This window comes from Microcoleus sp. T3_D1 (assembly GCF_036700405.1).
Classification (GTDB): Bacteria; Cyanobacteriota; Cyanobacteriia; order Cyanobacteriales; family Microcoleaceae; genus Microcoleus.
On record NZ_JAUBOV010000065.1, the window covers coordinates 15812 to 38162 of the forward strand.

The following is a 22351-nucleotide window of genomic DNA, read 5'->3' on the forward strand; positions in this document are numbered from 1 at the left end:
AACTGACAAAGATTATGCGTATTGCTGGCGACATTACAGAATTGGTAGGGCGGACGCCCCTGGTGCAACTCAACCGCATTCCCCAAGCCGAAGGCTGCGTGGCTCGGATTGTGGTCAAACTCGAAGGCATGAATCCGGCAGCATCGGTGAAAGACCGCATCGGTGTCAATATGGTCAATCAAGCAGAGGCCGAAGGGCTGATTAGTCCAGGCAAAACGGTTTTAGTGGAACCGACTTCTGGGAATACGGGAATTGCTCTGGCAATGGTGGCGGCGGCTAAGGGCTACCAGTTGATTTTGACGATGCCGGATACGATGAGCACGGAACGCCGATCGATGCTGCGGGCTTACGGGGCCCAACTAGAACTGACTCCCGGAATTGAGGGCATGAGCGGCTGCATCCGCCGCGCTCAAGAGATTGTGGACAAAACTCCCAATGCGTATATGTTGCAGCAGTTTCGGAATCCAGCAAACCCCCAGGTTCACCGTTCGACAACGGCTGAGGAAATTTGGGAAGATACAGACGGCGAGGTGGATTTCCTGATTTCGGGAGTCGGCACTGGCGGTACGATTACGGGTGTCGCAGAGGTGATTAAGTCGCGGAAACCCGAGTTTAAGGCGATCGCCGTTGAGCCGGCTAATAGTCAGATACTGTCGGGCGGAAAGCCAGGGCCTCACAAAATTCAAGGTATCGGTGCTGGTTTTGTGCCGCCGGTGCTGAATGTGGATTCGATCGACGAAATTATAGTTGTTACGGATGACGAGGCGATCGCCTATGGCCGCCGCTTGGCCAGAGAAGAAGGACTTTTGTCCGGTATTTCCAGCGGTGCGGCACTATGTGCGGCAGTGAAAGTCGGCAAGCGTCCCGAAAATGCAGGGAAATTGATTGTGATGATTCAGCCTAGCTTCGGCGAACGCTATCTCAGCACTCCCTTGTTCCAAGATCCAGAACTCAATCTGGCGATGGCCCTCAACTAGGTCAGCCTCCGACCCAAGCTGCAGAAACTGACAGCAGGGCGTACAGTGTACGCCCTGCTTGGCTTTGCTTTTTAGCTTAAAGAATTGCGATAGATTGTAGCTGCCTCGATCGCGATCGAGGCCGAATTTCTCAAGGGCTTTTTTTTTGAACGAACCGCTTTCGGCGCGTTAGCCAAGTGGTCGGTAAGCGCTCTTGTCGGGAAGGAAGCAGCTAACAATTGCTGGGAGGATGGCTATATGAGTCCCCAATGTCGATCGGCTTACCACTTCCAAAGCCTCAATCTTTTTCTAAAATAGATTTATGTTGACACTCCCCGGCCTTAAGGCACGGGGATTCTTAAGACATTTCAGTCTTAATATCCCGCGCAAGCGTGGGTTCCCAGGCTGACTACTCTGGGCACAAAAGAGTGCGTAGTCATATCTCCTCAAAAATGTTTTGGGCGTAGACTTTCCCCCAGTCCGGGGGTAGGTTTTTACATCTTGTCTGATTTGGTTATTCTACCATATTCATTTGTTAAGATGGATTTGTTATTTTACTTAACAATGGAAAAAAGCCGTCCTACAAGGACAGGGTTTTTAACCCAATTTTCTGATAAGTTGAAAACTGACGTTTTCAACTTACACTTTTTGGCATTTATATCAGATAAATACCTAATAAATTAGCAAATAATGATATTTTTGTCAAGCTTTTTTTCACAGATTATCCAGATTTCAAGGAAATAACAGCGTGTCTTCCGTTACCAATCACTACAAAACCCTAAAGATTAGCCCAACCGCAACACAAGCCGAGATTAAACAAGCATACCGCCGTTTAGTCAAATTATTTCATCCAGACAGCCGCCGCGACACAGCGGGTCACGAAGAGATTGTCCGCCTCAATGCAGCCTATGAAATATTAGGAGACGCCCAGCACAGACAATCTTACGATCGCCAACTTTCCGAGCAAACCGAACAGCAATCACCAGTCGCACCAAACGTCAGCCGCCAGCAAACACAAACAGCAAGGGACGCTGACGAACAAATGGAACAGTGGCTGATTAAAGTATACAAACCCGTCAATAGAATGCTCAACAGCATCTTGAAGCCGCTTAAAAAAGAAATAGACGAATTGTCCGCAGATCCATTTGATGACGAACTCATAGAAAAGTTTCAACTTTATATCGAAACCAGCCGCGAGTATCTCAAAAAAGCTCATAACTTTTTTACATCCATGCCCAATCCATCTAATGTAGCCGGAGTTGCGGCCCATCTCTACTACAGCATCAATCAAGTCGGAGACGGAATAGAAGAATTGCAGCTATTTACCCTCAATTATGACGATCGCCACTTGCACACCGGTCAAGAACTGTTTAGAATTGCCGCTAGACTGCGGCGGGAAGCACAGGATGAATTAAAAATTAAAAGTTAAAAAAGCAGATTGTTCCCTCTTCCCTCTTCCCTCTTCCCTCTTCCTTCTTCCCTCTTTTCTCTTCCCTCTTCCTTCTATCCTTTACATCCGTTACATCCGTGGAGCGAATCCGTTGCCGAACTTCCTTCTTTCAAATTCCAAAAAGAACTTGAATTCGCTTGCGAATTTTAATAAAAGGAGTTTGTCCCAGAGAGTCGCCATCTAACAATCCCAAATCTCTCAAAGCTTGCTGGCGTTCCGACAATTTTTGAGCAATCTGATCGGCTAAGTTCGGCTGTTCTATTAAAAGTTTTTGCAAGTCGTGGCGTTCCACCACAAACAAAATTGCATCTTCGCTAGTTTTAACAGTTGCCGTTCTCGGAGTTCCCAACAGCAAAGATATTTCCCCAAAAAACTCGCCCTCATGAAGCGTAGCAATATACTGATCGGCTTTTTGAGAAAGAACTTCTACAGTACCCGAAAGAATAATATAAAAAGAATCGCCAGGGTCATTTTCTTTACATACAACCTGTCCCGCTGGAAACAGTTGTCGGTAGCCGTATTCAATTAACTGTCGCAGTTCTAAATCCGTACACTGTTCAAAATAAGTTACTCGCCGCAACAAATCTCGCAGCGTCCAATTATTAGGGGATTTAGGCCCTGACTTTTTATGGTCATGAACGGTGGAATTAGATTTTAGTTCTGTAGAATGTGTGGCCTTCTGCGGAAAAAGTTTGCCGTTGGAATTATCGTCTTTGTTATGGTGAAAAAGTTGAGTTAACTCTTGGGGGTTTCGCAGCCACAAATCCCGCTGTGGAAAGGGAATTTCGATATTTCGGTGGCGAAATTCGTAATCTATTAAAAAATTCACTGCACTTTTAATAGCATCGCTTTCCTGTGGCTGGTCAATCCAAACTAAAAGTTCAAAATTTAAAGCGTTATCTCCAAAACCGCAAAACCATACTTTAGGAGAAGGATGGGATAAGACATTCGATTCCATCCGCGCCGCAATTAATAGCGCTTCCGTAACTATTACTGGGTCAGAGCCGTAAGCAACGCCGACGGGGATGTGGATGCGGCATCTGGGGTCTTTGTAACTCCAGTTAATAATGTTAGTTTCGACAAACTTAATGTTTGGTATAATTACAAATAAACCGTCAATTGTTTTAATAATTGTAGAGCGGATCGAAATTGTTTCTACTGTTCCTAATAATTTGTCTATTTCAATAAAGTCTCCGACTCTAATTTGGTGCTCGAATAGCAGGGTGAGACCGCTGATAAAGTTGCTGGCGAGATTTTGCAAGCCGAAGCCGAAACCAAGGCCGACAACGCCAGCTAAGACGGTGAGAGAAGTGAGGTTGATGCCGGCACTTTGCAGGACGAATATACAGCCAAGCGTTGCTAAAATATAGCTAATGATGGTGGAAATTGCTTCTCGACTGCCGCGATCCAATCCCATCCGAACTAGCAGGCTGCGCTTGATTCCTTCACTGATAATCTTAGCTAGAATGAAGGCAAATATAGCTAAAACTATCAGTTGGACGATCGCACTGATGGACAGATGAGCGTCCCCGATATAGAAGAGGGGGGTTGTCATCGCACCCGACCAATTTTCAAAAAAGCGATCGGCTCGTGAAGTAATCCAATTCATTAATATTTGGTAAGGGGTAATTGGTGATTAGTTTTGAGCGCAACTGAACCGCCAACTGCTAACTATTGCAGAGCTTAGGCGAAAAACTCGAACTGTGGAGTGCCCTGTGTTGCAAAAAAGGTCCATTCCCTACCGCAACGGGCCCGCTTCGCGCGTTCGGGATAGATCCGTTTCACGCACTTTCTCAAAGGCTGGTAACTGATGGGTTAGCAACTGATGGCGAGAAACTGTTTTGTAGCGGTATTTTCTGCCGGATATCTGTGTTGTGGCGTAAAATGGCCCGGCGGCTCGATCGACCACTTGTTGCCAATATTGGGAAAATTGGTAGAAATTCATTTACAGCACCCTCAAATTATTGAAAAATTCCAGCAAAAATTAGTTTATCCTTAAGAAGCGAGTCCTTTACAGAACTTAACAAGCTTACCCTACTTGACTTTTATGCAGTGCATCATCAATCGTCGGGCACAGTTTTCGGCGAGTCACCGGTACTGGCTGCCGGAGTTGAGCGAAGCCGAGAACTTTGAGCGGTTTGGCCCAACTGCCCGCGCACCGGGACACGGACACAATTACGTCCTTTACGTTTCCATGATAGGCGAACTCGACGAGTACGGCATGGTGCTCAACCTGTCTGATGTCAAGCACGTCATCAAACGGGAAGTTACCAAGGATCTCGATTTTTCCTTTCTCAACGAAGCGTGGCCGGAATTTGAGCAGACTCTGCCAACTACCGAAAACATAGCACGGCAAATTTGGCTGCGGCTAGCCCCTCATTTACCTGTGAGCAAAATTCAATTGTTTGAACATCCCGAACTTTGGGCTGAATATTTAGGAAACGGAATGGAAGCTTATCTAACTTTGTCCACTCATTTTAGCGCCGCCCATCGGTTGGCTCGTCCCGATTTGAGCTTTGAAGAAAACTCGGAAATTTACGGCAAATGTGCTCGTCCCAACGGTCACGGTCACAACTATCATTTAGAGGTGACTGTTAAAGGGGAAATTGATGCGCGGACTGGCATGATTGCTGATTTGGGAGCTTTACAAAAAGCCATTGACGATTATGTTGTTGAACCCTTCGATCACACTTTTTTAAATAAGGATATTGCTTATTTTGAGAACGTTGTGCCGACTGCGGAGAATATTGCTGTTCGGATCGGGCAATTGTTGCGATCGCCCGTTCGGGAATTGGGCGCCCAGTTGCACAAGATTAAGCTGATTGAAAGTCCAAATAATAGCTGTGAAATTTTTGGCGCGGATTTAGAAGAAGTGGCGGCACAAAGTCAGCAGCCGGAAGCGGTTTTAGCTAAGGTTTAGAGCTAAAAATCGGGTCTGGTTCACCCGGATCTTTGGCTAATTGTGCAGATTGGTGAACCCGGCCCTACCAGCCTATTGACACTCTCAGGGCTGAAGCCACTGAGATTTTGCTGACAGAATAACTTTAGTTATTACCAAAGTCTGATTCTCGCTACGGTGGTCAAGCACCGTCTACTCAGTCGGTCAAGTTTTACACCTAACTTACTGGCTACTTTTCTTATAATATTGCCCGCACCGTTTAAGTCTGCGTTAATTATAGTTCCATCGGCTGAGCGATACAATCCACGTTTGATTCGTTTTCCAGATGCTTTCCACCCAGGCGGTTTTTCACCATATCTGGGTAGGGAGTCTCCATCAAGAAAGCTAGCTTTGGAACTGTATGCTTCCTCTGTTTCCGTGAACTTAATGCCGTGCAAATTGCACAATTGGCTGAGTCGGTCTTTCAATTTACCCAAAGGCATCTGAACAAACTTTTGATTGTTCAATTTACCCATATCGGCATTAGACTTAAACCCTTGATTCCATCCAATTACTAGATTACCGATACCGTGTTTCAAGCAATGGTCAACGATTAACTTTGCAGCTTTATTAATGCCATTACGCATTTGGTGATTGCGTTTGCGAGTTACGCGGTCTAGCCAGCTATCCCAATACCCCGTGGGCTTTTCTTCTTTCCTGGTCGCTACTTTCTTATTCCATAACTGGTTCATCGCCTTCATGTCGCGAGCATCAATCAAGAAAGAATTTCCGAGTGTATCAACGCAAGCTGCCAAATTGTCAGCAGTTCCCAAATCGATTGATAGCGCTTGATTGTAATCTAAATTATGCTGCTGGCATTCTAATTCGTAAGACATTTCCAAGTAGAAAGCGCCATTTTTGGGAAGGATTGTAAATTCTTTAACTTTTGAGCAATCAATGTTTGATGGCATAGGGAGAAAAATTTCAGAAATCCCAAACCAGCGTCGTACTGTCAAACCCAGAGAAAATCGCAACTGATTACCGACAAGCGCTGGCTTTAATCCTCCCGAATTTGGGTAGGCAACTTTGAACAACTTAGAACCTGTTAGGTAGCCCGGAGGTTTAGGTCTAAAATGCAATTTACCTTCACCGTGTAAGACTTTCAGCTCTTTGAAACTCTTAAACGCTTCCGCTACCGACATCAAAGTTTGCTGCATGGGTGTCGAAGGTAACGACTTGGCAACCATCGACTTAGAAACTGACGACTCAAAAGACAAGTCGAATTTTCCAGTCAGTAGTTTTCCAGTCTTGAAAAACGTCTGGCGAGCGAAATAAACGGCGCTATTGTACAACTTACCGGATTGCCGACAGAGATACTGCAACACGGCTTCAACTTCTTTGGTGGGAGACAGTAATACTTGCTGTACTCCCATTGTTTTTTTAACTTTAGCCAACCCTTTTTCCTAAAACTTAGTTGATTTGTTTAGCTTGGACGAGTATAGTGGACAAGTCAACTCATAACAACAAAACTTTATGTTGCCACTTCCAGAGTATCAGACTCACAACCACGTCAAGTTCTTGCTTAATTACCATTTTGTGTTTATCCCCAAACGCCGAAAGAAAGTTCTGGTCGGCGGCCTAGCGACTAGACTGCGTGAAATATTTTTAGCGCTTTCAATCGAGAAAGGCTGGGATATTTTAGCGTTGGAAGTAGCACCAGATCACGTACATTTATTCGTGGCGGTTAAGCCGATGGATACACCCGCATTAGTTGTTAAATCCTTCAAGGGGCGCTCTAGTCATGATTTAAGGGCTGAATTTCCAGAACTAAAAAAGCTGCCGTCTTTATGGACGAGCAGCTATTTTGTTAGTACCGCTGGTAATATTAGTAGTGAAGTCGTTAAAAAATACATCGAAGATCCACATCATTCTGCTAATTAAGAAAGAAAACGGGGACTTCAGTCCCCGTGTCGCTTCCCACGAGCGGGCTAAAGCCGCTGAGTTTCCCGCATCCCGTATGAATTTTTATGATGATTCCGAGGGTTATTCAACCGGATTAGGCACGAGAATATATTTTTTCAAAAAAGTTCCACAGCCAGAATTATTGGCACTTTTCCTGAAAAGTCAGACTCCGCCCGTATTTTGGAGATAGTAAGTCAGCATTCCTCATGCCAGCTATTCTAACTGCTGAGACTATGAGGTCGATCGCCCGATCGCTGACAACTAAGCACTAATTTCTCCTAAATGAGTTGACGTTTATGCGCGTCTCTAATCTAGCTCTCTTGAGTCTGGCTGCCCTCGCATCCCACAATTTAACTGCTAATACTAGCGCCAATCCTGCTGCACCTCCTATTTCTCCTGAGACACCGCAAGCTAGCAACTTTGTTGATGCCGTAAATAATACTGAATCGCGTCCGGCTGAGTCAATTAGCGAGCCTGAGACGATCGCCCACGAACAATTTTCCCCAAATATTACCGTATCCCGTCGGGCTGAGCCAATTAGCGAGCCTGAGACGATCGCTCACGAACAATTTTCCCCGCGAATTGCTGTCAAATCGCCGACAGGTTTGCTGGTAGCGGCCGCTCAACCCGATGTATCTCCTAGTGCAAAAAGCAAGGCGAATACTCCTGCTGCATCCGGCGATGAACTAACAAAATCTTTACAAGAAACCTGGCTGGCTAAATTAATCGAAACCGGGGCTGAAAGCAATCCTCAAGTTCGCGAGGTTTTCGCTTTTATCTCCCCGTCTAGTGGCAGTGCTGAATCTGGATATGGTTTTAACAGTACCATAACTCTGCTCAATATTTTGCTAATTCTTGGTACTGTATTTCCACCAGTGACAATTGCATTTTTTTGGATGATGCGACGGCTGATAATCAAACAGTTGGTTGCTGATGCCAATAAACGATTGCAGGGCATTGGTGTATTGGAGTCCGAGCTCAGAAATTCTAGCCAACTGACTCAAAAGTTAAAGGATGAATTAGAAGCGCAAATGGGTGCAGCTAAACAATCCCTTGATTTTTTAACTAGAGAAACTGAACTTTCCAAATCTTCCGTCGAGCAAATTGAGACTCTCAAATCTCAATTTATCATGCACCTGCAAGTTTTGCTGAAAGAAGTTGACGAGAAAAAATATCAAATTGTTCAAGAAATTTCCCAAGTTCCCGCAGTTGTTGCCAAAGAAGCTCTCAAAATCGCACCTCAACCGGCCTTAAACAATTCCCAAAAATCGAAAACTGCACCTGCTAACGACGAAAAATTGATTGCTGACGATTATATCAAGCAAGCCGAAGGGCTTTATTTTCAAGGCAATTATGATGAAGCATTAGTCTGCTTGGAAAAAGCTGTTTTAGCGAATAAATTTTTGCATGAGGCTTGGTATTGGCGCGGAAATGTGTTAGTAAAATTGCAGCGCATGGAAGAAGCACTCGCCTGTTACGACCAAGCAATATTAATTAAACCGGATAACTACGAAGCATGGTATAGTAAAGCGAGTTTGCTGGCCAAATTGCAGAAGTACGAAGAGGCGATCGCCTGTTACGAGCGAGCAAGTTCGAGCGAATCCCGAAAATACGCTTGTTGGCACAGTATAGCGGCTTTGTTGGGTCAATTGCAGCATTACGAAGAAGCGATCGCCAGTTACGATCGCGCCCTCGCTATCAAAGCAACCGACAGCGAAATTTGGCACAACCGAGGTGCGATGCTGGGCAAAATACAGCAGTACGCAGCAGCAGTCGAATCTTACGATCGCGCTCTTGAACTCAATCCCAACAGATACGAAACTTGGTACAATCGAGGCAATATGCTGTGGAGACTCCTGGGCTACAGTGATGCTATTGATTCTTACGATCGGGCGATCGGCATCCGGCCGGATAAATACGAAGTTTGGTACAATAGAGCTGCTGTGCTCGGAAAATTGCAGCGATATCAAGAATCGATCGAATCCTACGACAAAGCAATAGCCCTTAAACCGCAGGATTTTGAAGTGTGGCACAACCGAGGCGTAGCTTTCGAGAAACTGTCGCAGCACGAAGCAGCAATTGCCTCTTACGAATCAGCAATTACCCTTAATTCAGAGTGTTACGAAGCTTGGTTTGGTAAAGGCGAATCTTTGACCAAATTGCAGCGCCATGAAGAAGCGATCGCAGCTTATGAGAAAGCGATTGCTATTAAGCCTGACTCCTACGATGCTTGGCACCACTTGGGTACAGCTTTGTCAGAATTAAAGCGCTATGAGGAAGCAATGGCAGCTTACGATCGAGCTATTGCCATCAAACCAGAAAATGCCGAAGCTTGGCGCGATCGAGGCGCACTTGTATCAGAATTAAAGCAGGATACAGAAGGATTTATTGCCGGGGAAAAAGATACTCAGAAACAGCCACAATCCGATGAATCTTCGGACAGTTAGTTAGGTGTTACATACACCGCTACGCGGGCACCCGAATTTTCTTGTTGGTAATTGTGCGCTGTGATGGGCAATCGCAGAAACCCCGCGATTCCCCATCACAGCGCACAATGATGGATGAAGATACCCGACATTATATCAAGCTGACAGCGACAAGACAGGAGACTCCTGCCGAATCGGAATCTCAATAGTAAACTCTGTTCCCCCGCCTGGTGCAGAAATACACCCCAAGCTTCCCCGGTGTTTTTCCACTACAATTTGCCAGCTAATCGACAACCCAATCCCTGTGCCCTTACCGGGGGGTTTTGTCGTAAAAAACGGGTTAAATACGTGGCGACGAACCTCTTCCGAGATCCCTGGCCCATTGTCCACAATTCGGACAGCTACATAATTGTTGCTGGTTATTTCTGTGCTAATCCGAATCACGCTAGGATTCGCTTTAATTTCTTCTAGCGATCTCTGCGTGTTCCACTCGTCAATAGCATCGATCGCATTTGCAAGTATATTCATAAATACCTGATTCATTTCTCCCCCATAACAGTCCACTTCGGGCAGGTTTGGGCAATAGTCCCGCACCACTTCAATCGAGGGGCGGTCTGAGTTAAATTTTAGCCGGCTCTGTAAAATCATCAGCGTGCTGTCCATGCCTTCGTGAAGGTTGACCGCTCTCATTTCATATCCTTCTTGCCGTGCGAAGAGGCGCAAAGATAAAACGATTTCGCGGATGCGATCGGCTCCTAAGTACATAGATTTGAACAATTTAGGCAAGTCGTCTTTGAGATAATTTAGCTCGCTTGCCACGATTTCTGCTTGTATATCTTGAGGCGGATGAGGATAGTGCTTTTCGTAGAGGTCAAGGATAGTGACCAAAGCTTTTGAATATTCCAGAGCATAGGAAAGATTTCCATAAATAAAATTAATTGGATTATTGATTTCATGAGCTACGCCAGCTACGAGTTGGCCTAGCCCGGACATTTTTTCGCTCTGAATGAGCTGGCTTTGCACGTGCTTGAGTTCGTGCAGGGAATTTTCGAGCTGTAGGGCTTTGTGCCGCTCTCGCGCTTCCGATGCTTGCAAAGCTGCTTCTGCGAGCTTGCGTTCAGCAGCCTCCTGCTTGAGGCGTTCATTCGTTTGGGAAAGTTCAGCGGTGCGCTGTTCTACTCGCGTCTCTAGCTCTTGTGCCAAAACTTGTAGGTCGGCTTGCGCTCGCTCGCGCTCGACAATTTGCGCCTGAAGCTTTTTAGTTAGATTTCGCAGATTCAGGTGCGTGATAGCGCGAGCTAAAACTTCTTCGTGTTGAAGGGGCTTAGTGATATAATCAACTCCCCCCACGTTAAAGCCTTGGACTTTGCTTTCTGTATCGTCCAGCGCGGTCATAAAAATGACTGGGATATCTTTAGTTAAGTCATTCGCTTTCAGATTTTGACAGGTTTTAAATCCGTCCATCTCTGGCATCAGAACATCCAACAAAATTAAATCCGGCTGGCAATATTGCACTTTTTTGAGAGCGCTATACCCACTGCGAGCTACCCAAACAGTGAAGCCAGATGCGGTCAAAAAATCCAATACTGAACCCAGATTAGTGGGCGTATCATCCACAATTAAAATGGTTCCTCTGTCTAAAGATTCCCTAGTCATTTTTAGTCCTCATCTAAACTGTTGAACAAATTCTACTAATTTGTCTTCTTCAAAGTTTTTGCTTAATTCAAGCAACTGATTGGCAAAAGGTGCATAACGCATATCTATTGCCTTCAGCTTGCTGGCTCGCTGCTCAATACTGAGGAGTTCACCTTTCATGGCTAAATCGAACAGGACTGCAACTTCTTCCGAAGGGGGAGCAATCAGTGGTTGGTCTTGGATTTGGGAAGGGAGTTCGGTGAAGATACCTTCTGAACTGAAAGTTGTTCGCTCCTCATAAATCCATTCTAAACCTAAATGGTTGCCCAAGCATTCTAATAACTTTTCTGCCAGAATTGGTTTGAGCAGAAAAGCGTTGCAACCAGCCTGGAAAATGCTGTGGGAATCGCCGGATAAAATGCTAGCAGAAGTTCCGATCGCGATCGCATCCTTCAATGCAGGGATTTTTCTGATCCGCCTCACCGCTTCAAAGCCGTCCATGACTGGCATTACTAAGTCAATTATAATACAGTCCGGTTTAAATAACAGCGCTTTATTCACGCAGTCTAGACCGTCCGTTGCCTCCATTAATTCAAACCCAATGGGAGCTAAAAGATTAACTAGGACAGATCGATTTTGCCAGCGATCGTCAACCACTAAAATTTTCCGCCGCTCGCCTGAGAAACTCCTGATAATTTTTTCAGGAGGTTCTTTTTGATCCCTTTCCCAACTTTCGGTAATAGGCAACTCTAACTCAAACCAGAAAATACTGCCTTTACCTAAAGAGCTTTGTACTTTCAGTTCGCCGCCCATCATCTCCACTAATTGGCGACTAATTGGCAGCCCTAATCCTGTTCCCTCTATCTGGCGATCTGAACCGCTGGCTTGCTCGAAGGGCAAAAATATTTTTGAGAGTTCGTCCGGCGCGATGCCAATGCCTGTATCTTCTACTTGGAAAATAAATTTCGCTGTTAGGGATTGGGGATTGGGGATTGGTGATGACAAAGATTGCTGAGTCTCCAGTCTGTCTACTTTAAAACTAACGCCTCCTTTTTCGGTGAATTTTATGGCATTACCGAGTAAGTTGATGAGAATTTGCCGCAATCTTTTTTCATCGGCTTGGACGCAAGTGGGAAGTCGAGTTAGCGGTTCGTAAATCAAAGAGATTCCCTTCTGTTGGGCGCGAATCTGGCAGATTTCAGTAATGCCTTGGAGAAAGTCTGACAGGTGAAACTCGGTGAGGTAGAGTTCCATTTTTCCGGCTTCGATTTTGGAGAGGTCTAGAACGTCATTGATTAGAGTTAGGAGGTGTTCGCCACACTGATGAATGATGTTAATACCAGAAATTTGCTGACTGGTTAAATCTGTGTCTCGTTTGAGGATTTGGGTATAACCTAAAATGCCATTGAGCGGTGTGCGAAGTTCGTGGCTCATGTTGGCGAGAAATTGGCTCTTGGCGCGGTTGGCTGCTTCGGCGGCTTGCTCGGCTCGCTGTCTCTCTTGAATTTCTACTTCTAGGCGCGTATTTTTGGCTTTTAATTCCTCGGTTCGCTCTTCTACTTTGACTTCTAAAGTGTGATAGAGGTTGGCATTTTCTAAGGCGATCGCAGCTTGTCCCGATAGCATCCGCAACACTTCTACCCGCTTCGGGGTGAAAGCGCCCGCAATCACGTTGTTTTCTAGGTACAGGATGGCACTTAACTTACCTTGAGATAGGATAGGCGCACACAAAATTGATTTTGGTTTGTGTTGGGCAATGTAGGGGTCGGCGTTAAAGATATCATCAAGGCCCGAATCATTTAAAACGACATCTTTATGAGTTCTGGTGACGTAATTAAGTACGGAGATAGGCACTAGCCCAGAAGTTGATACTGGTAAAGATTCTAGGACTCGCACTTGATCTTTAGTCCCCGCCGCTTCTATAACAAGTTGACCCTCTTTTGAGAGAATAAGCGAGCCTGTTTCAGCGCCTGCGTTTTCTATCAAAATATTCATTAACTTGATGAGCAAGTTAGGTAGAACAATTTCGCTAGAAATGGCACTAGATGCTTTCATTACAGTTGCCAAGTCTAGCAACTCTGTTTGACCGCCTGAAATGGTCAAAGGAGCAATTGTCATCGTAGGGTTGAAAGGGGTTTCCGTGACTGCAGGCGATCGCGCTATTAATTGCGGGTATTTTTCTTCGAGATGTTTAACTTTAGCTAAAGCTCCCCAGCGCATATAGGCATAATAAGCATCGGTCATGTAATTGCGGGCAATCTTTTCTTTACCCCAGGAAAAATAGAATTTAGCAGCGAGTTCGTGAGCTAGTGCTTCTTCGTTGATGTACTCGTTTTCTTTGGCCAGAGCGATCGCGCGATCGTACATCTCGATCGCCTCTAATTTTTCCCCTAAAACCCGATGCTTTTCAGCCTCGACTAAATAGAATTTATGCAAATGATTCATTGGGGCATAATATGCCCATTTTTGCAATTTTTCTTGATTAGCTTGTACTCGGTTAAGAATGTCGTGTTGCTCGGACTGCGAAGTTTCAGAATACACAGCTAGCCGTACTAGAGAATCGTAGAAATAGAAGATAACAACAGTTAGCTGCCCTGTAGATGCTCCGAAAGAACTTTCTACTTGAGGGATATTTTTTAAAGCTTCCGCGTAATTATCAAACACATAACAAAGCGCAAGTTTGTGCAAGTATAAGTAATGAATTGCCAGTTGGTTGTTAGTTTGCTGATATAGCGGCAGCATTTTGTCTTCGTCGTAAGCTTCCCCCTTTAAATGGCCTAAATTTTGGCTTTTTTCCATCATATTTAAGACGGCTTGCCAACAAATATTGGTATTATTAAGCGCTGTTTCTTGGCTAATTTTATGAAGGGCATCTGTATAAGTTGCTATCTCTCGTTCGAGTTGCATTAGTTGCTTGCCAACAAAAAACGAGTAATGACTCCACACCATGACGGCATAGCCAGCATATTCTAAATCTCCAGTTTCTAGCCCGCCAGAGAAAGCTGACAGGAAAGGTTCTAAGGTATTTCGGACGTGTTCTTTCCAATGTTGAACGGCAGCATACACTAAGTGGCAAGTCTTGGCTTCGATTTCTTTGGCATTTAACTTTGACACTAGACGTAAAGCTAATTGACCGAACTCATAGCCCCGCTCAATATCTCCTACCGCCCCGCAAAGAAGAAGACTGTATACCGCATATGCAAAAGGAGACACAGAAGCATTGCCATATTGAACGGATAAATTGACCTGTTTGCACACTGTTAAAGGCACCAGTACGGGCATCCCAGAATAGCAAGCAGAAAATATACTTGACAAAATCCTGATCGCTGCTAATTGATAAGGATCGGTCATTTCAGGGAGCTCGATTAAGTCCTCAATTCGGGTTCCGCTCAAAATTGCCGCAGTTTCCCCCAGCGCCTGTCCAATATCAGATGGGTTTGGCGAGTCGGGAAACTCTACCTCCAACTGCTTTAAGACTTGCAGCCCCGTATTCAATGCTTCGAGCAGCTTGTTCTGCGCCATATAAGCTTGAATCTGGACTTCGTACACTTTTACTATGTCCAATAGCGTTTTGGCGCAGTTTTGTACTATCTCAACGAATCTCTGCATTCGGTCAAAATCACCACTCAAATATGCTGATTCTGCTGCTTCCTCATGCAGACTTAATGTCAGTTCATACCGATTCTCCCAGCTATCTACCGCTAGCAGAGATAAACCTACTTGCAAATATTTGACGGCGGAATCGTGGGCTGTAGCAGCTTTCGCTTTCTGACCTGCAATCAGATTCAATTCGGCTAGTTCATATTTTTGGGATTCAGTGGTAAGTAAGTCAGTACCATAATTGAGTTGGTTAACTAAAGCGAAAATATTTTCTTTTCGGTCTTCTGGCGTTGTACTTTGCAGCAGCAGTTGACCGATTTTTAAGTGGGTTTCTTTTTTCTGCTCATCTGGAATCAAAGAATAGGCAGCTTGCTGCACTCGGTCATGTAAAAACTTGTAGTCAACCTTCACATCAGTTAAGCTAAAACCGCCCGATTGTTCCTGACTAAATACGAGGGGAATTTTGTATTCATTGCTCAAAGCTAAAATCAACCCAGCTTGAAGTGCTTCCCACAATTGCGCCGCCGTGATTAAGGATGATTCCTGATTGACAATCGCCAAAACTTCTAAGTTAAAAGTGTTGCCAATACAAGCAGCAAATTTTAATACTTTTTGTGTATAGTCGGGCAATTTGCGTATGTTTCTAGCAATCAGTTCGACAACATTGTAATCGGTGATGCCGATCGCTTGAATTTGCTCAATATTCCATTGCCAACCCCCCTTTGTCCCCCCTTGGGAAGGGGGGATTAGGGGGGTGAAGTTATAAGTCAACAAATCTTCTTGATAGAGAGTTTTGAGGAGTTGACTTAAGAAGAAAGGATTGCCCTGCGTTTTATTAAAAAGTAGAGACGCGAAATTTCGCGTCTTTACAGACAGGGATTCCGAACCGCCAGATTCATTTAAAGTATCCGCAATTAATTCTTCGACATGAACCAGGTGTAATGGTTGAAGGACAATATTATTCACCGTCGCACCAGTTTGGCGAATTTTGTCAATCGTTTGCATCGTCGGATGCGTGGGAAAAACTTCGTTATCTCGATATGCCCCAATCAGCAATAAATAGTTGCTATCAGAATCAGTTATTAGCAATTCAATTAATTTCAACGATGCCGAATCCGCCCACTGCAAGTCATCTAGGAAGATAACTAAGGGATGGTCAATAGTCGTAAATACGCCAATGAATTGTTTAAAGACGCGACTGAAACGGTTTTGAGCTTCAGTTGCCCCTAGCTCAGCTACGGGTGGCTGTTTGCCAATAATTAATTCGACTTCAGGGATAACATCAATGATGACTTGTCCGTTATCGCCTAAAGCGGATAACAGTTTTTCTTTCCAAGTTTGGATTTCTACTTCGCCTTCGGTTAGAAGTTGCTGAGTTAAGGATTGGAATGCTTGAATCAGGGAAGCATAAGGAATATTGCGCTTGAACTGGTCAAATTTCCCCGCAATAAAATAACCTCGTTGCCGCACAATGGGTTTGTGAACTTCATTGACCAAAACTGTTTTGCCTATCCCGGAATAACCGGAAACCAGCATTAATTCGGTGGTGCCACTGGCAACGCGATCGAAAGTTTCTAGAATTTTTTCAATTTCTTGGTCGCGACCGTAGAGCTTTTGCGGTATATTTAATTGCCCTGCTTTATCCGCACTTCCAACAACAAAATTGGAAATATATCCGCTAGCCTGTAGTTTTACCAAGCAAGTTTCTAAGTCAAATTTTAGTCCCTCAGTGCTTTGGTAGCGGTCTTCAGCATTTTTAGCTAATAACTTCATCGCAATCGCTGAAATTTGTGGTGGGATTTCAGGATTTAGCTGGTGAGGGGGAATGGGAGTTTTGGCAATATGGCTGTGTACCAATTCCAGCGGGTCTGTGGAATTAAAGGGCAACTCGCCTGTGAGCATTTCATAGAAGGTAACGCCTAGTGAATAAAAATCAGTGCGGTAGTCAATTGACCGATTCATCCGTCCAGTTTGTTCGGGCGACATATAGGCGAGTGTGCCTTCGAGCAAATCTGGATGGCTGAGGGTCGAATTTTCTCGTTCCAGGCGCGAAGCGATGCTGAAATCAATAATTTTAACTTTTTCAGTGCCTGGGTTGATGATAATATTTTGTGGCTTTACATCTTTATGAATAATGTTATGTTTATGGATTTCTGCTAATGCCGAGACAAGCTGGAGACCCAAAGAAAGAAATTGAATGATTGTGAGTTTTTTCCGCTTCATCCAATCGTTGAGAGACTCGGAGCCTGAATCTTCTAATATTAGTGCTAAACCGTTTTTATAGCTTTCTAAACTAATGGCTTTGACGATCGCTTCTACGTTCAAGCTGTGCAGAATTTGATATTCGTGTCGCAAGCGGGTGATGTCAGAAAGAGTGGGATACTCAGCCTTTAGCGTTTTGACGATCGCGCTGGACAAGTCCGAATCCTTGCGAGCGCGATCGACTGAAGTTCTGATCCCGCTGTGGAGGGTTTCAACGAATTGATAGCCAGCTAAGTTGATAGTCATTGTTATTCTAGCGATCGCAAGGGAATTGAGCGTGAGGTTCAGGCCGGTTTTAAAACTTAATTATTGTTAGAGCTGATTCTAACATAGTAATTTACTCAACAAAAGTTAGCTTAGTTTTTGCCCGGACTTTTCTACAAAGCGTAGAGGAGCCAAGGGCAGCGAGTCAGAATGGCTTTTTCTACCGCCAAAAGTTCACTATCTTAGAAAGGCTATGCTTGCTTTTAGCGGACTATGCCGATCTATCTAGGATGCACTAAAAATATTAAAACATATTAAAAGTTAATAAAGTGTAATTTATTTATTTATTGGCTTTTACTCTCCTTGGCTCCATCGGATTGCACTCAAATCAATATCATTTAATTATATTTTTGTATCAATCAGTAAAGAATATTTAACAATGTTAAAAATAATAAAAAAATAAATTCACAAAGCTTCAAATGAGTTTCAATAATTATACCAAGTTTCTAAAAAAGTGCTACAGTTAGTAGATGTTCTTTTTGTGAGTTACTACCCAAATATAAAGAGCGAAAATGTCAGGAGTTGTCAAGATTGAAATGTGGGAAACAGAATCAGAACTGAAAGCTCTTCTCGCTCAGAGTTAAAGATGCTCACCGACAAGAACAACAGCAATCTCTGTATTGGCCCAAAGCCCAAACGGTACAAACTGTATCGTCTTCTTCTGTGCGCGTCGGGAAACATCGTACCTAGCCTGCAATGAAAGATGATTGTCTAGCTATCGTCAAGGGGTAATGAAATAATTATTATCCCAAAAACCCTGTTCGGGAAGAGCAAGAATAATTAATAGTGAAACTGTAGAGAAATTAGAGAAGTAATTGCCATAACCAGCAGGATTCAATATCTACAAGGAAGTACATTATCTGTTTGGGGCGGTTTTTTTTATGGTAAATTTAGGTAAGCTGCAAACAAGGAGAATAGTTATATGTCTGTTCAGCTTCAAAAACGGTTATTTACAGTAAAAGAATATCATTTGATGACTGAGGCGGGTATTCTCTCCGAGGGCGATCGGGTAGAACTCATAGAAGGAGAGATTGTTAAAATGGCTGCAATTGGTACTCGTCACGCAAGTTGTGTGCGACGACTGATCCGCAGTTTTAGCGTGATTCCACAAAATCTTGCTATTTTGGGTGTCCAAGACCCTATCCAGTTGACGGAGTACACTGAACCTCAACCGGATGTTGTATTGCTGGAACCTCGTGCTGATTACTACGCCACAGCCCATCCAGTACCGTCTGAAGTTTTGCTGTTAGTTGAGGTTTCAGATAGTACGGTTGATTATGACAGAGATGTGAAAGTATCCATTTACGCGCGATCGCTCATTCAGGAAGTTTGGCTGGTAGATTTAGTAGAAAATTGTTTGGAAGTCTACCGTCAGCCGGGCCCGAACGGTTATAGTTTAATGCTCAAGTTTTGGCGCGGTCAACAAGTTGCGCCGCTGGCTTTTCCTGATTTAGAAGTGAGCGTTGATTTTATATTGGGTTAGGCTGACTTTTTGATGATTAAATTTTACTGATTTACCGGGGGCTTGTAATTAGCCAAATTTCGCTTCTTCCTTATTCATTCTACTATAATAAGTTTAATTCCTCAAATCAGCGCAAGTTTTATGACTATTGCCAAATCATTTGAATTGGAAGTCACCCATCTCCCAGACCACACTGAATTACCCGAGTCGGACGGTACTTTTGTGAAAAACTTTCAAGAACTTCCTCAAAGCATTATTCTCACTGATTCACTCCGACCAGTATTGCAACGAATTCATCCTGACGGACGCTATCGTATCGGTCAAGATTGTGGGATTTATTGGCGTTTAACTGACCCTCTCGAACGCGGTGCAGAAGCGCCAGATTGGTTTTATGTGCCGAATGTTCCCCCACTATTAAATGGTGAGGTGCGACGTTCTTATGTATTGTGGAAAGAATACGTTGCACCGCTGATTGTACTGGAATTTGTGTCGGGGAACGGTGCAGAAGAGCGAGACAGAACGCCACCGCCCGAACCAGGTCAAGCCGAAGAACAAAAGGTGGGCAAATTTTGGGTTTACGAACAGGCGATTCGCGTGCCTTACTACGGCATTTATGAAGTGAAAAAAGCGGCTGTAGAAATGTATCATTTAGAGGATAATCGCTATCAGCTAATGAGTGCAAATGAGCGGGGTTGCTATCCGATTCCTCAGCTTGGAGTTGAGTTGGGAATTTGGCAAGGTGAATATGATGAGATGAATTTGCCTTGGTTGCGTTGGTGGGATAGTGAAGGAAATTTGCTGTTAATTGGAGAGGAACGTGCTCAACAAGAAAGCCTGCGGGCGGAACGAGAACGCCTTCGCGCTGAAGAAGAACGCCTTCGCGCGGAGGAAGAAAAACAACGCGCCGATCGCCTAGCAGCAAAATTGCGCGAAATGGGGATTAATCCTGATGAGGTGTGATTGTTTTTAGGTTGTTAAATGGGGTGCGATTCCCTTCGGGATAGCTTCGGTGGCGTGTACTTTTTAAACAGCAGAAATATCAGAAGCCCCAAAAGGGATCTCGCTCCCCTCATCTATCTCTCAATATTAAGATTTCCTTAGTTGCCGCCGTGGCGCACAGAAATCGGTGATACAATCAACAGCTTAGCTAGGGGTGCCCGAATATCCGGGCTGAGAAAACACCCTTAGAACCTGAGTCTGGGTAATACCAGCGGAGGGAAGCTGTTTATCAAGGAAATTAAATATGCGTACCGAATGGATCGCTAAGCGTCAGGGCCAAAGCAATGTATCTCAAATGCACTACGCCCGCCAAGGTGTAATTACTGAGGAAATGCACTTTGTTGCTAAGCGAGAAAATCTCCCGCCCGAACTTATCCGCGCGGAAGTAGCGCGGGGACGGATGATTATTCCCGCTAACATCAATCACCCGAATTTGGAACCGATGGCGATCGGCATTGCGTCTAAATGCAAAGTCAATGCTAATATCGGTGCATCTCCCAACTCTTCCAATATGGAAGAAGAAGTTGACAAGCTTAAACTAGCAGTGAAATACGGCGCTGATACCGTGATGGACTTGTCCACCGGCGGCGGGAATTTGGATGAAATTCGCACTACGATTATCAAAGCTTCACCAGTGCCGATCGGTACTGTACCAATTTACCAAGCTTTAGAAAGCGTTCATGGTAATATGGAAAGTCTGACGCCGAATGACTTTCTTCACATCATTGACAAACACGCTCAACAAGGTGTTGATTACCAAACTATTCACGCCGGAATTTTGATCGAGCATTTGCCGTTGGTAAAAAATCGGTTGACTGGGATTGTCTCTCGCGGCGGCGGCATTTTGGCGCGGTGGATGCTGCATCATCACAAACAAAATCCTCTCTACACTCACTTTAACGACATCATTGAAATCTTCAAAAAATACGATGTTTCGTTTAGTTTGGGAGATTCTTTGCGCCCCGGTTGCACTCACGATGCGTCGGATGATGCTCAATTAGCTGAACTCAAAACTTTGGGACAATTAACTCGCAAAGCTTGGGAACATGATGTGCAGGTAATGGTGGAAGGCCCCGGCCACGTGCCGATGGATCAAATTGAGTTTAATGTCAAGAAACAAATGGAGGAATGTTCGGAAGCACCCTTCTATGTTTTGGGGCCGTTGGTGACAGATATTGCGCCTGGGTACGACCACATTACCTCAGCAATTGGGGCCGCGATGGCTGGTTGGTACGGTACTGCAATGCTGTGTTACGTGACGCCGAAGGAACACTTAGGGTTGCCGAATGCTGAGGATGTCCGAAACGGGCTGATTGCTTACAAAATCGCGGCTCACGCTGCAGATATTGCACGGGGCCGTCCGGGTGCGCGCGATCGCGATGATGAACTCTCGAAAGCGCGTTACAATTTCGATTGGAACCGTCAATTTGAGCTGTCATTAGATCCAGAACGGGCAAAGGAATATCACGACGAAACTTTGCCGGCGGATATCTACAAAACTGCTGAATTCTGTTCGATGTGCGGCCCTAAGTTCTGTCCGATGCAGACTAAGGTGGATGCCGATGCTTTGACGGAATTAGAGAAGTTTTTGGCTAAGGAACCTGTAGCCCAAAGCTAATTGGATTAATTCGTAGGGTGCGTTAACGCCGTGTAACGCACCGCCAGCCTCATGCACCATTTGAGCTAAGTAAAAGATTTACCGGGATATGTTAGATCGCGCTGTATCTTGGCACGTTGAAAGAATGCGGCGATCGTTTGAGCTAATTGTGCGGATAGAATGCAGATTTGTTAGCTGAGTATTGACTTCAATTGTTTGAACTTTTCCGGCTGAGATTGCCTTCCCGTACAGTGTATTTCCCTGAATTTTACCAGTGAAGCACGCAAAGTCCGATCGCGGCGCGTAGATTGCACCAACGACGCGATCGTTCTGGCGTTGAAACACGATATAGTTTTGAAGAACTTGGTTGGGCTGTGGCGAATCCCCGTACAGGTAAATACCATCTGGCAAAGCAGCAACATTAGTCTTAGATGGATTTTGTTGTGCTTGAAGCGGTTGTTGCTGAATGCCAACACCAATTAGTGTCAGAGGACAAATAAAGGCTGTTGCCAGTAGTTTCCATTTCCTTTTAATAGATGCAGGTAAAATCATTACTGCTTCTCCTTGCGCGTCATCTAACATTTTAAAACAGTCTTCTCTAGTTAATATCTCACTCAGGTTATAACTTCCCTCTGCTAAAATCAGCCGATTGGTAGAGATTCTGAACCTGAAAGCTTGCGCTTGTTTAGCACCGAAAACTTTATTTTCCCTTGTGCTTCAAGTACCTGAGCTGATTTTGATAAAATTAGAGCCGAGATAGTTTCTAATCCCACCCAATAAAACACCGATCTAAGGTTGATGTCGATGCTTGGACGGAATTAGAGAAGTTTTTGGCTAAGGAACCTGTAGCGCAAAGCTAG

General features: G+C 44.6%; 14 protein-coding genes and 1 riboswitch. Of the genes, 8 read left to right on the top strand and 6 right to left on the bottom strand.

Annotation, left to right across the window (positions count from 1 at the left end; translation table 11 throughout):
* The first annotated feature begins 14 nt into the window (after window positions 1-14).
* Together cysK and QT992_RS24395 are read left to right on the top strand one after the other, a co-directional pair.
* A complete protein-coding gene (cysK, locus tag QT992_RS24390; protein ID WP_333339373.1) occupies window positions 15-977 on the top strand; it encodes a cysteine synthase A in 963 nt (320 codons plus the stop codon).
* Window positions 978-1704: 727 nt separating this feature from the next.
* Entirely contained in the window at window positions 1705-2385 is a 681-nt protein-coding gene (locus QT992_RS24395; protein ID WP_333339370.1) for a J domain-containing protein, read from the top strand.
* A gap of 130 nt (window positions 2386-2515) precedes the next feature.
* Here the strand turns inward: QT992_RS24395 and QT992_RS24400 are convergent, their stop codons facing one another.
* Complete coding sequence (locus tag QT992_RS24400; RefSeq protein WP_333339367.1) at window positions 2516-4015, bottom strand: cyclic nucleotide-binding domain-containing protein; 1500 nt, start codon at window positions 4013-4015, stop codon at window positions 2516-2518.
* 129 nt (window positions 4016-4144) lie between these two features.
* Window positions 4145-4351, bottom strand: coding sequence for a hypothetical protein (locus tag QT992_RS24405; RefSeq protein ID WP_333320873.1), 207 nt, complete (start codon window positions 4349-4351; stop codon window positions 4145-4147).
* 102 nt (window positions 4352-4453) lie between these two features.
* Between QT992_RS24405 and QT992_RS24410 the strand changes: the two genes are divergently transcribed.
* A complete protein-coding gene (locus tag QT992_RS24410) occupies window positions 4454-5326 on the top strand; it encodes a 6-carboxytetrahydropterin synthase (RefSeq protein WP_333320871.1) in 873 nt (290 codons plus the stop codon).
* A gap of 131 nt (window positions 5327-5457) precedes the next feature.
* Here QT992_RS24410 and QT992_RS24415 read toward each other — a convergent pair whose 3' ends face one another.
* Window positions 5458-6738: a transposase gene (locus tag QT992_RS24415; RefSeq protein ID WP_333320869.1), complete on the bottom strand. Its 1281-nt coding sequence runs from the start codon at window positions 6736-6738 to the stop codon at window positions 5458-5460.
* 79 nt (window positions 6739-6817) lie between these two features.
* On the opposite strand from QT992_RS24415, the gene tnpA reads away from it, so the two are divergent.
* Both tnpA and QT992_RS24425 read left to right on the top strand, forming a co-directional pair.
* Window positions 6818-7225, top strand: coding sequence for an IS200/IS605 family transposase (gene tnpA, locus QT992_RS24420; RefSeq protein ID WP_333320867.1), 408 nt, complete (start codon window positions 6818-6820; stop codon window positions 7223-7225).
* Between the two features lie 317 nt (window positions 7226-7542).
* Entirely contained in the window at window positions 7543-9693 is a 2151-nt protein-coding gene (locus QT992_RS24425) for a tetratricopeptide repeat protein (RefSeq protein WP_333320865.1), read from the top strand.
* Between the two features lie 135 nt (window positions 9694-9828).
* On the opposite strand, the gene QT992_RS24430 is transcribed toward QT992_RS24425, so the two are convergent.
* The gene (locus QT992_RS24430; protein WP_333320863.1) at window positions 9829-11328 is read right to left on the bottom strand and encodes a response regulator; all 1500 of its coding nucleotides are present in this window, start codon (window positions 11326-11328) and stop codon (window positions 9829-9831) included.
* Between the two features lie 9 nt (window positions 11329-11337).
* A complete protein-coding gene (locus tag QT992_RS24435) occupies window positions 11338-17415 on the bottom strand; it encodes an AAA family ATPase (protein ID WP_333339362.1) in 6078 nt (2025 codons plus the stop codon).
* A gap of 940 nt (window positions 17416-18355) precedes the next feature.
* Between QT992_RS24435 and QT992_RS24440 the strand changes: the two genes are divergently transcribed.
* The 3 genes from QT992_RS24440 to thiC all read left to right on the top strand — a co-directional run bounded on the left by QT992_RS24440 (window position 18356) and on the right by thiC (window position 21512).
* The gene (locus tag QT992_RS24440) at window positions 18356-18916 is read left to right on the top strand and encodes a Uma2 family endonuclease (RefSeq protein ID WP_333339360.1); all 561 of its coding nucleotides are present in this window, start codon (window positions 18356-18358) and stop codon (window positions 18914-18916) included.
* A gap of 120 nt (window positions 18917-19036) precedes the next feature.
* A complete protein-coding gene (locus QT992_RS24445) occupies window positions 19037-19855 on the top strand; it encodes a Uma2 family endonuclease (RefSeq protein ID WP_333322409.1) in 819 nt (272 codons plus the stop codon).
* A 179-nt stretch (window positions 19856-20034) separates the two neighbouring features.
* Window positions 20035-20131: riboswitch (TPP riboswitch) on the top strand.
* Between the two features lie 7 nt (window positions 20132-20138).
* Window positions 20139-21512 carry a phosphomethylpyrimidine synthase ThiC gene (gene thiC, locus QT992_RS24450; protein WP_333102218.1) on the top strand — a complete coding sequence of 458 codons (1374 nt, stop codon included), beginning with the start codon at window positions 20139-20141 and terminating at the stop codon, window positions 21510-21512.
* Window positions 21513-21590: 78 nt separating this feature from the next.
* Here the strand turns inward: thiC and QT992_RS24455 are convergent, their stop codons facing one another.
* Window positions 21591-22073 carry a hypothetical protein gene (locus QT992_RS24455; RefSeq protein ID WP_333322406.1) on the bottom strand — a complete coding sequence of 161 codons (483 nt, stop codon included), beginning with the start codon at window positions 22071-22073 and terminating at the stop codon, window positions 21591-21593.
* Window positions 22074-22351 lie beyond the last annotated feature (278 nt).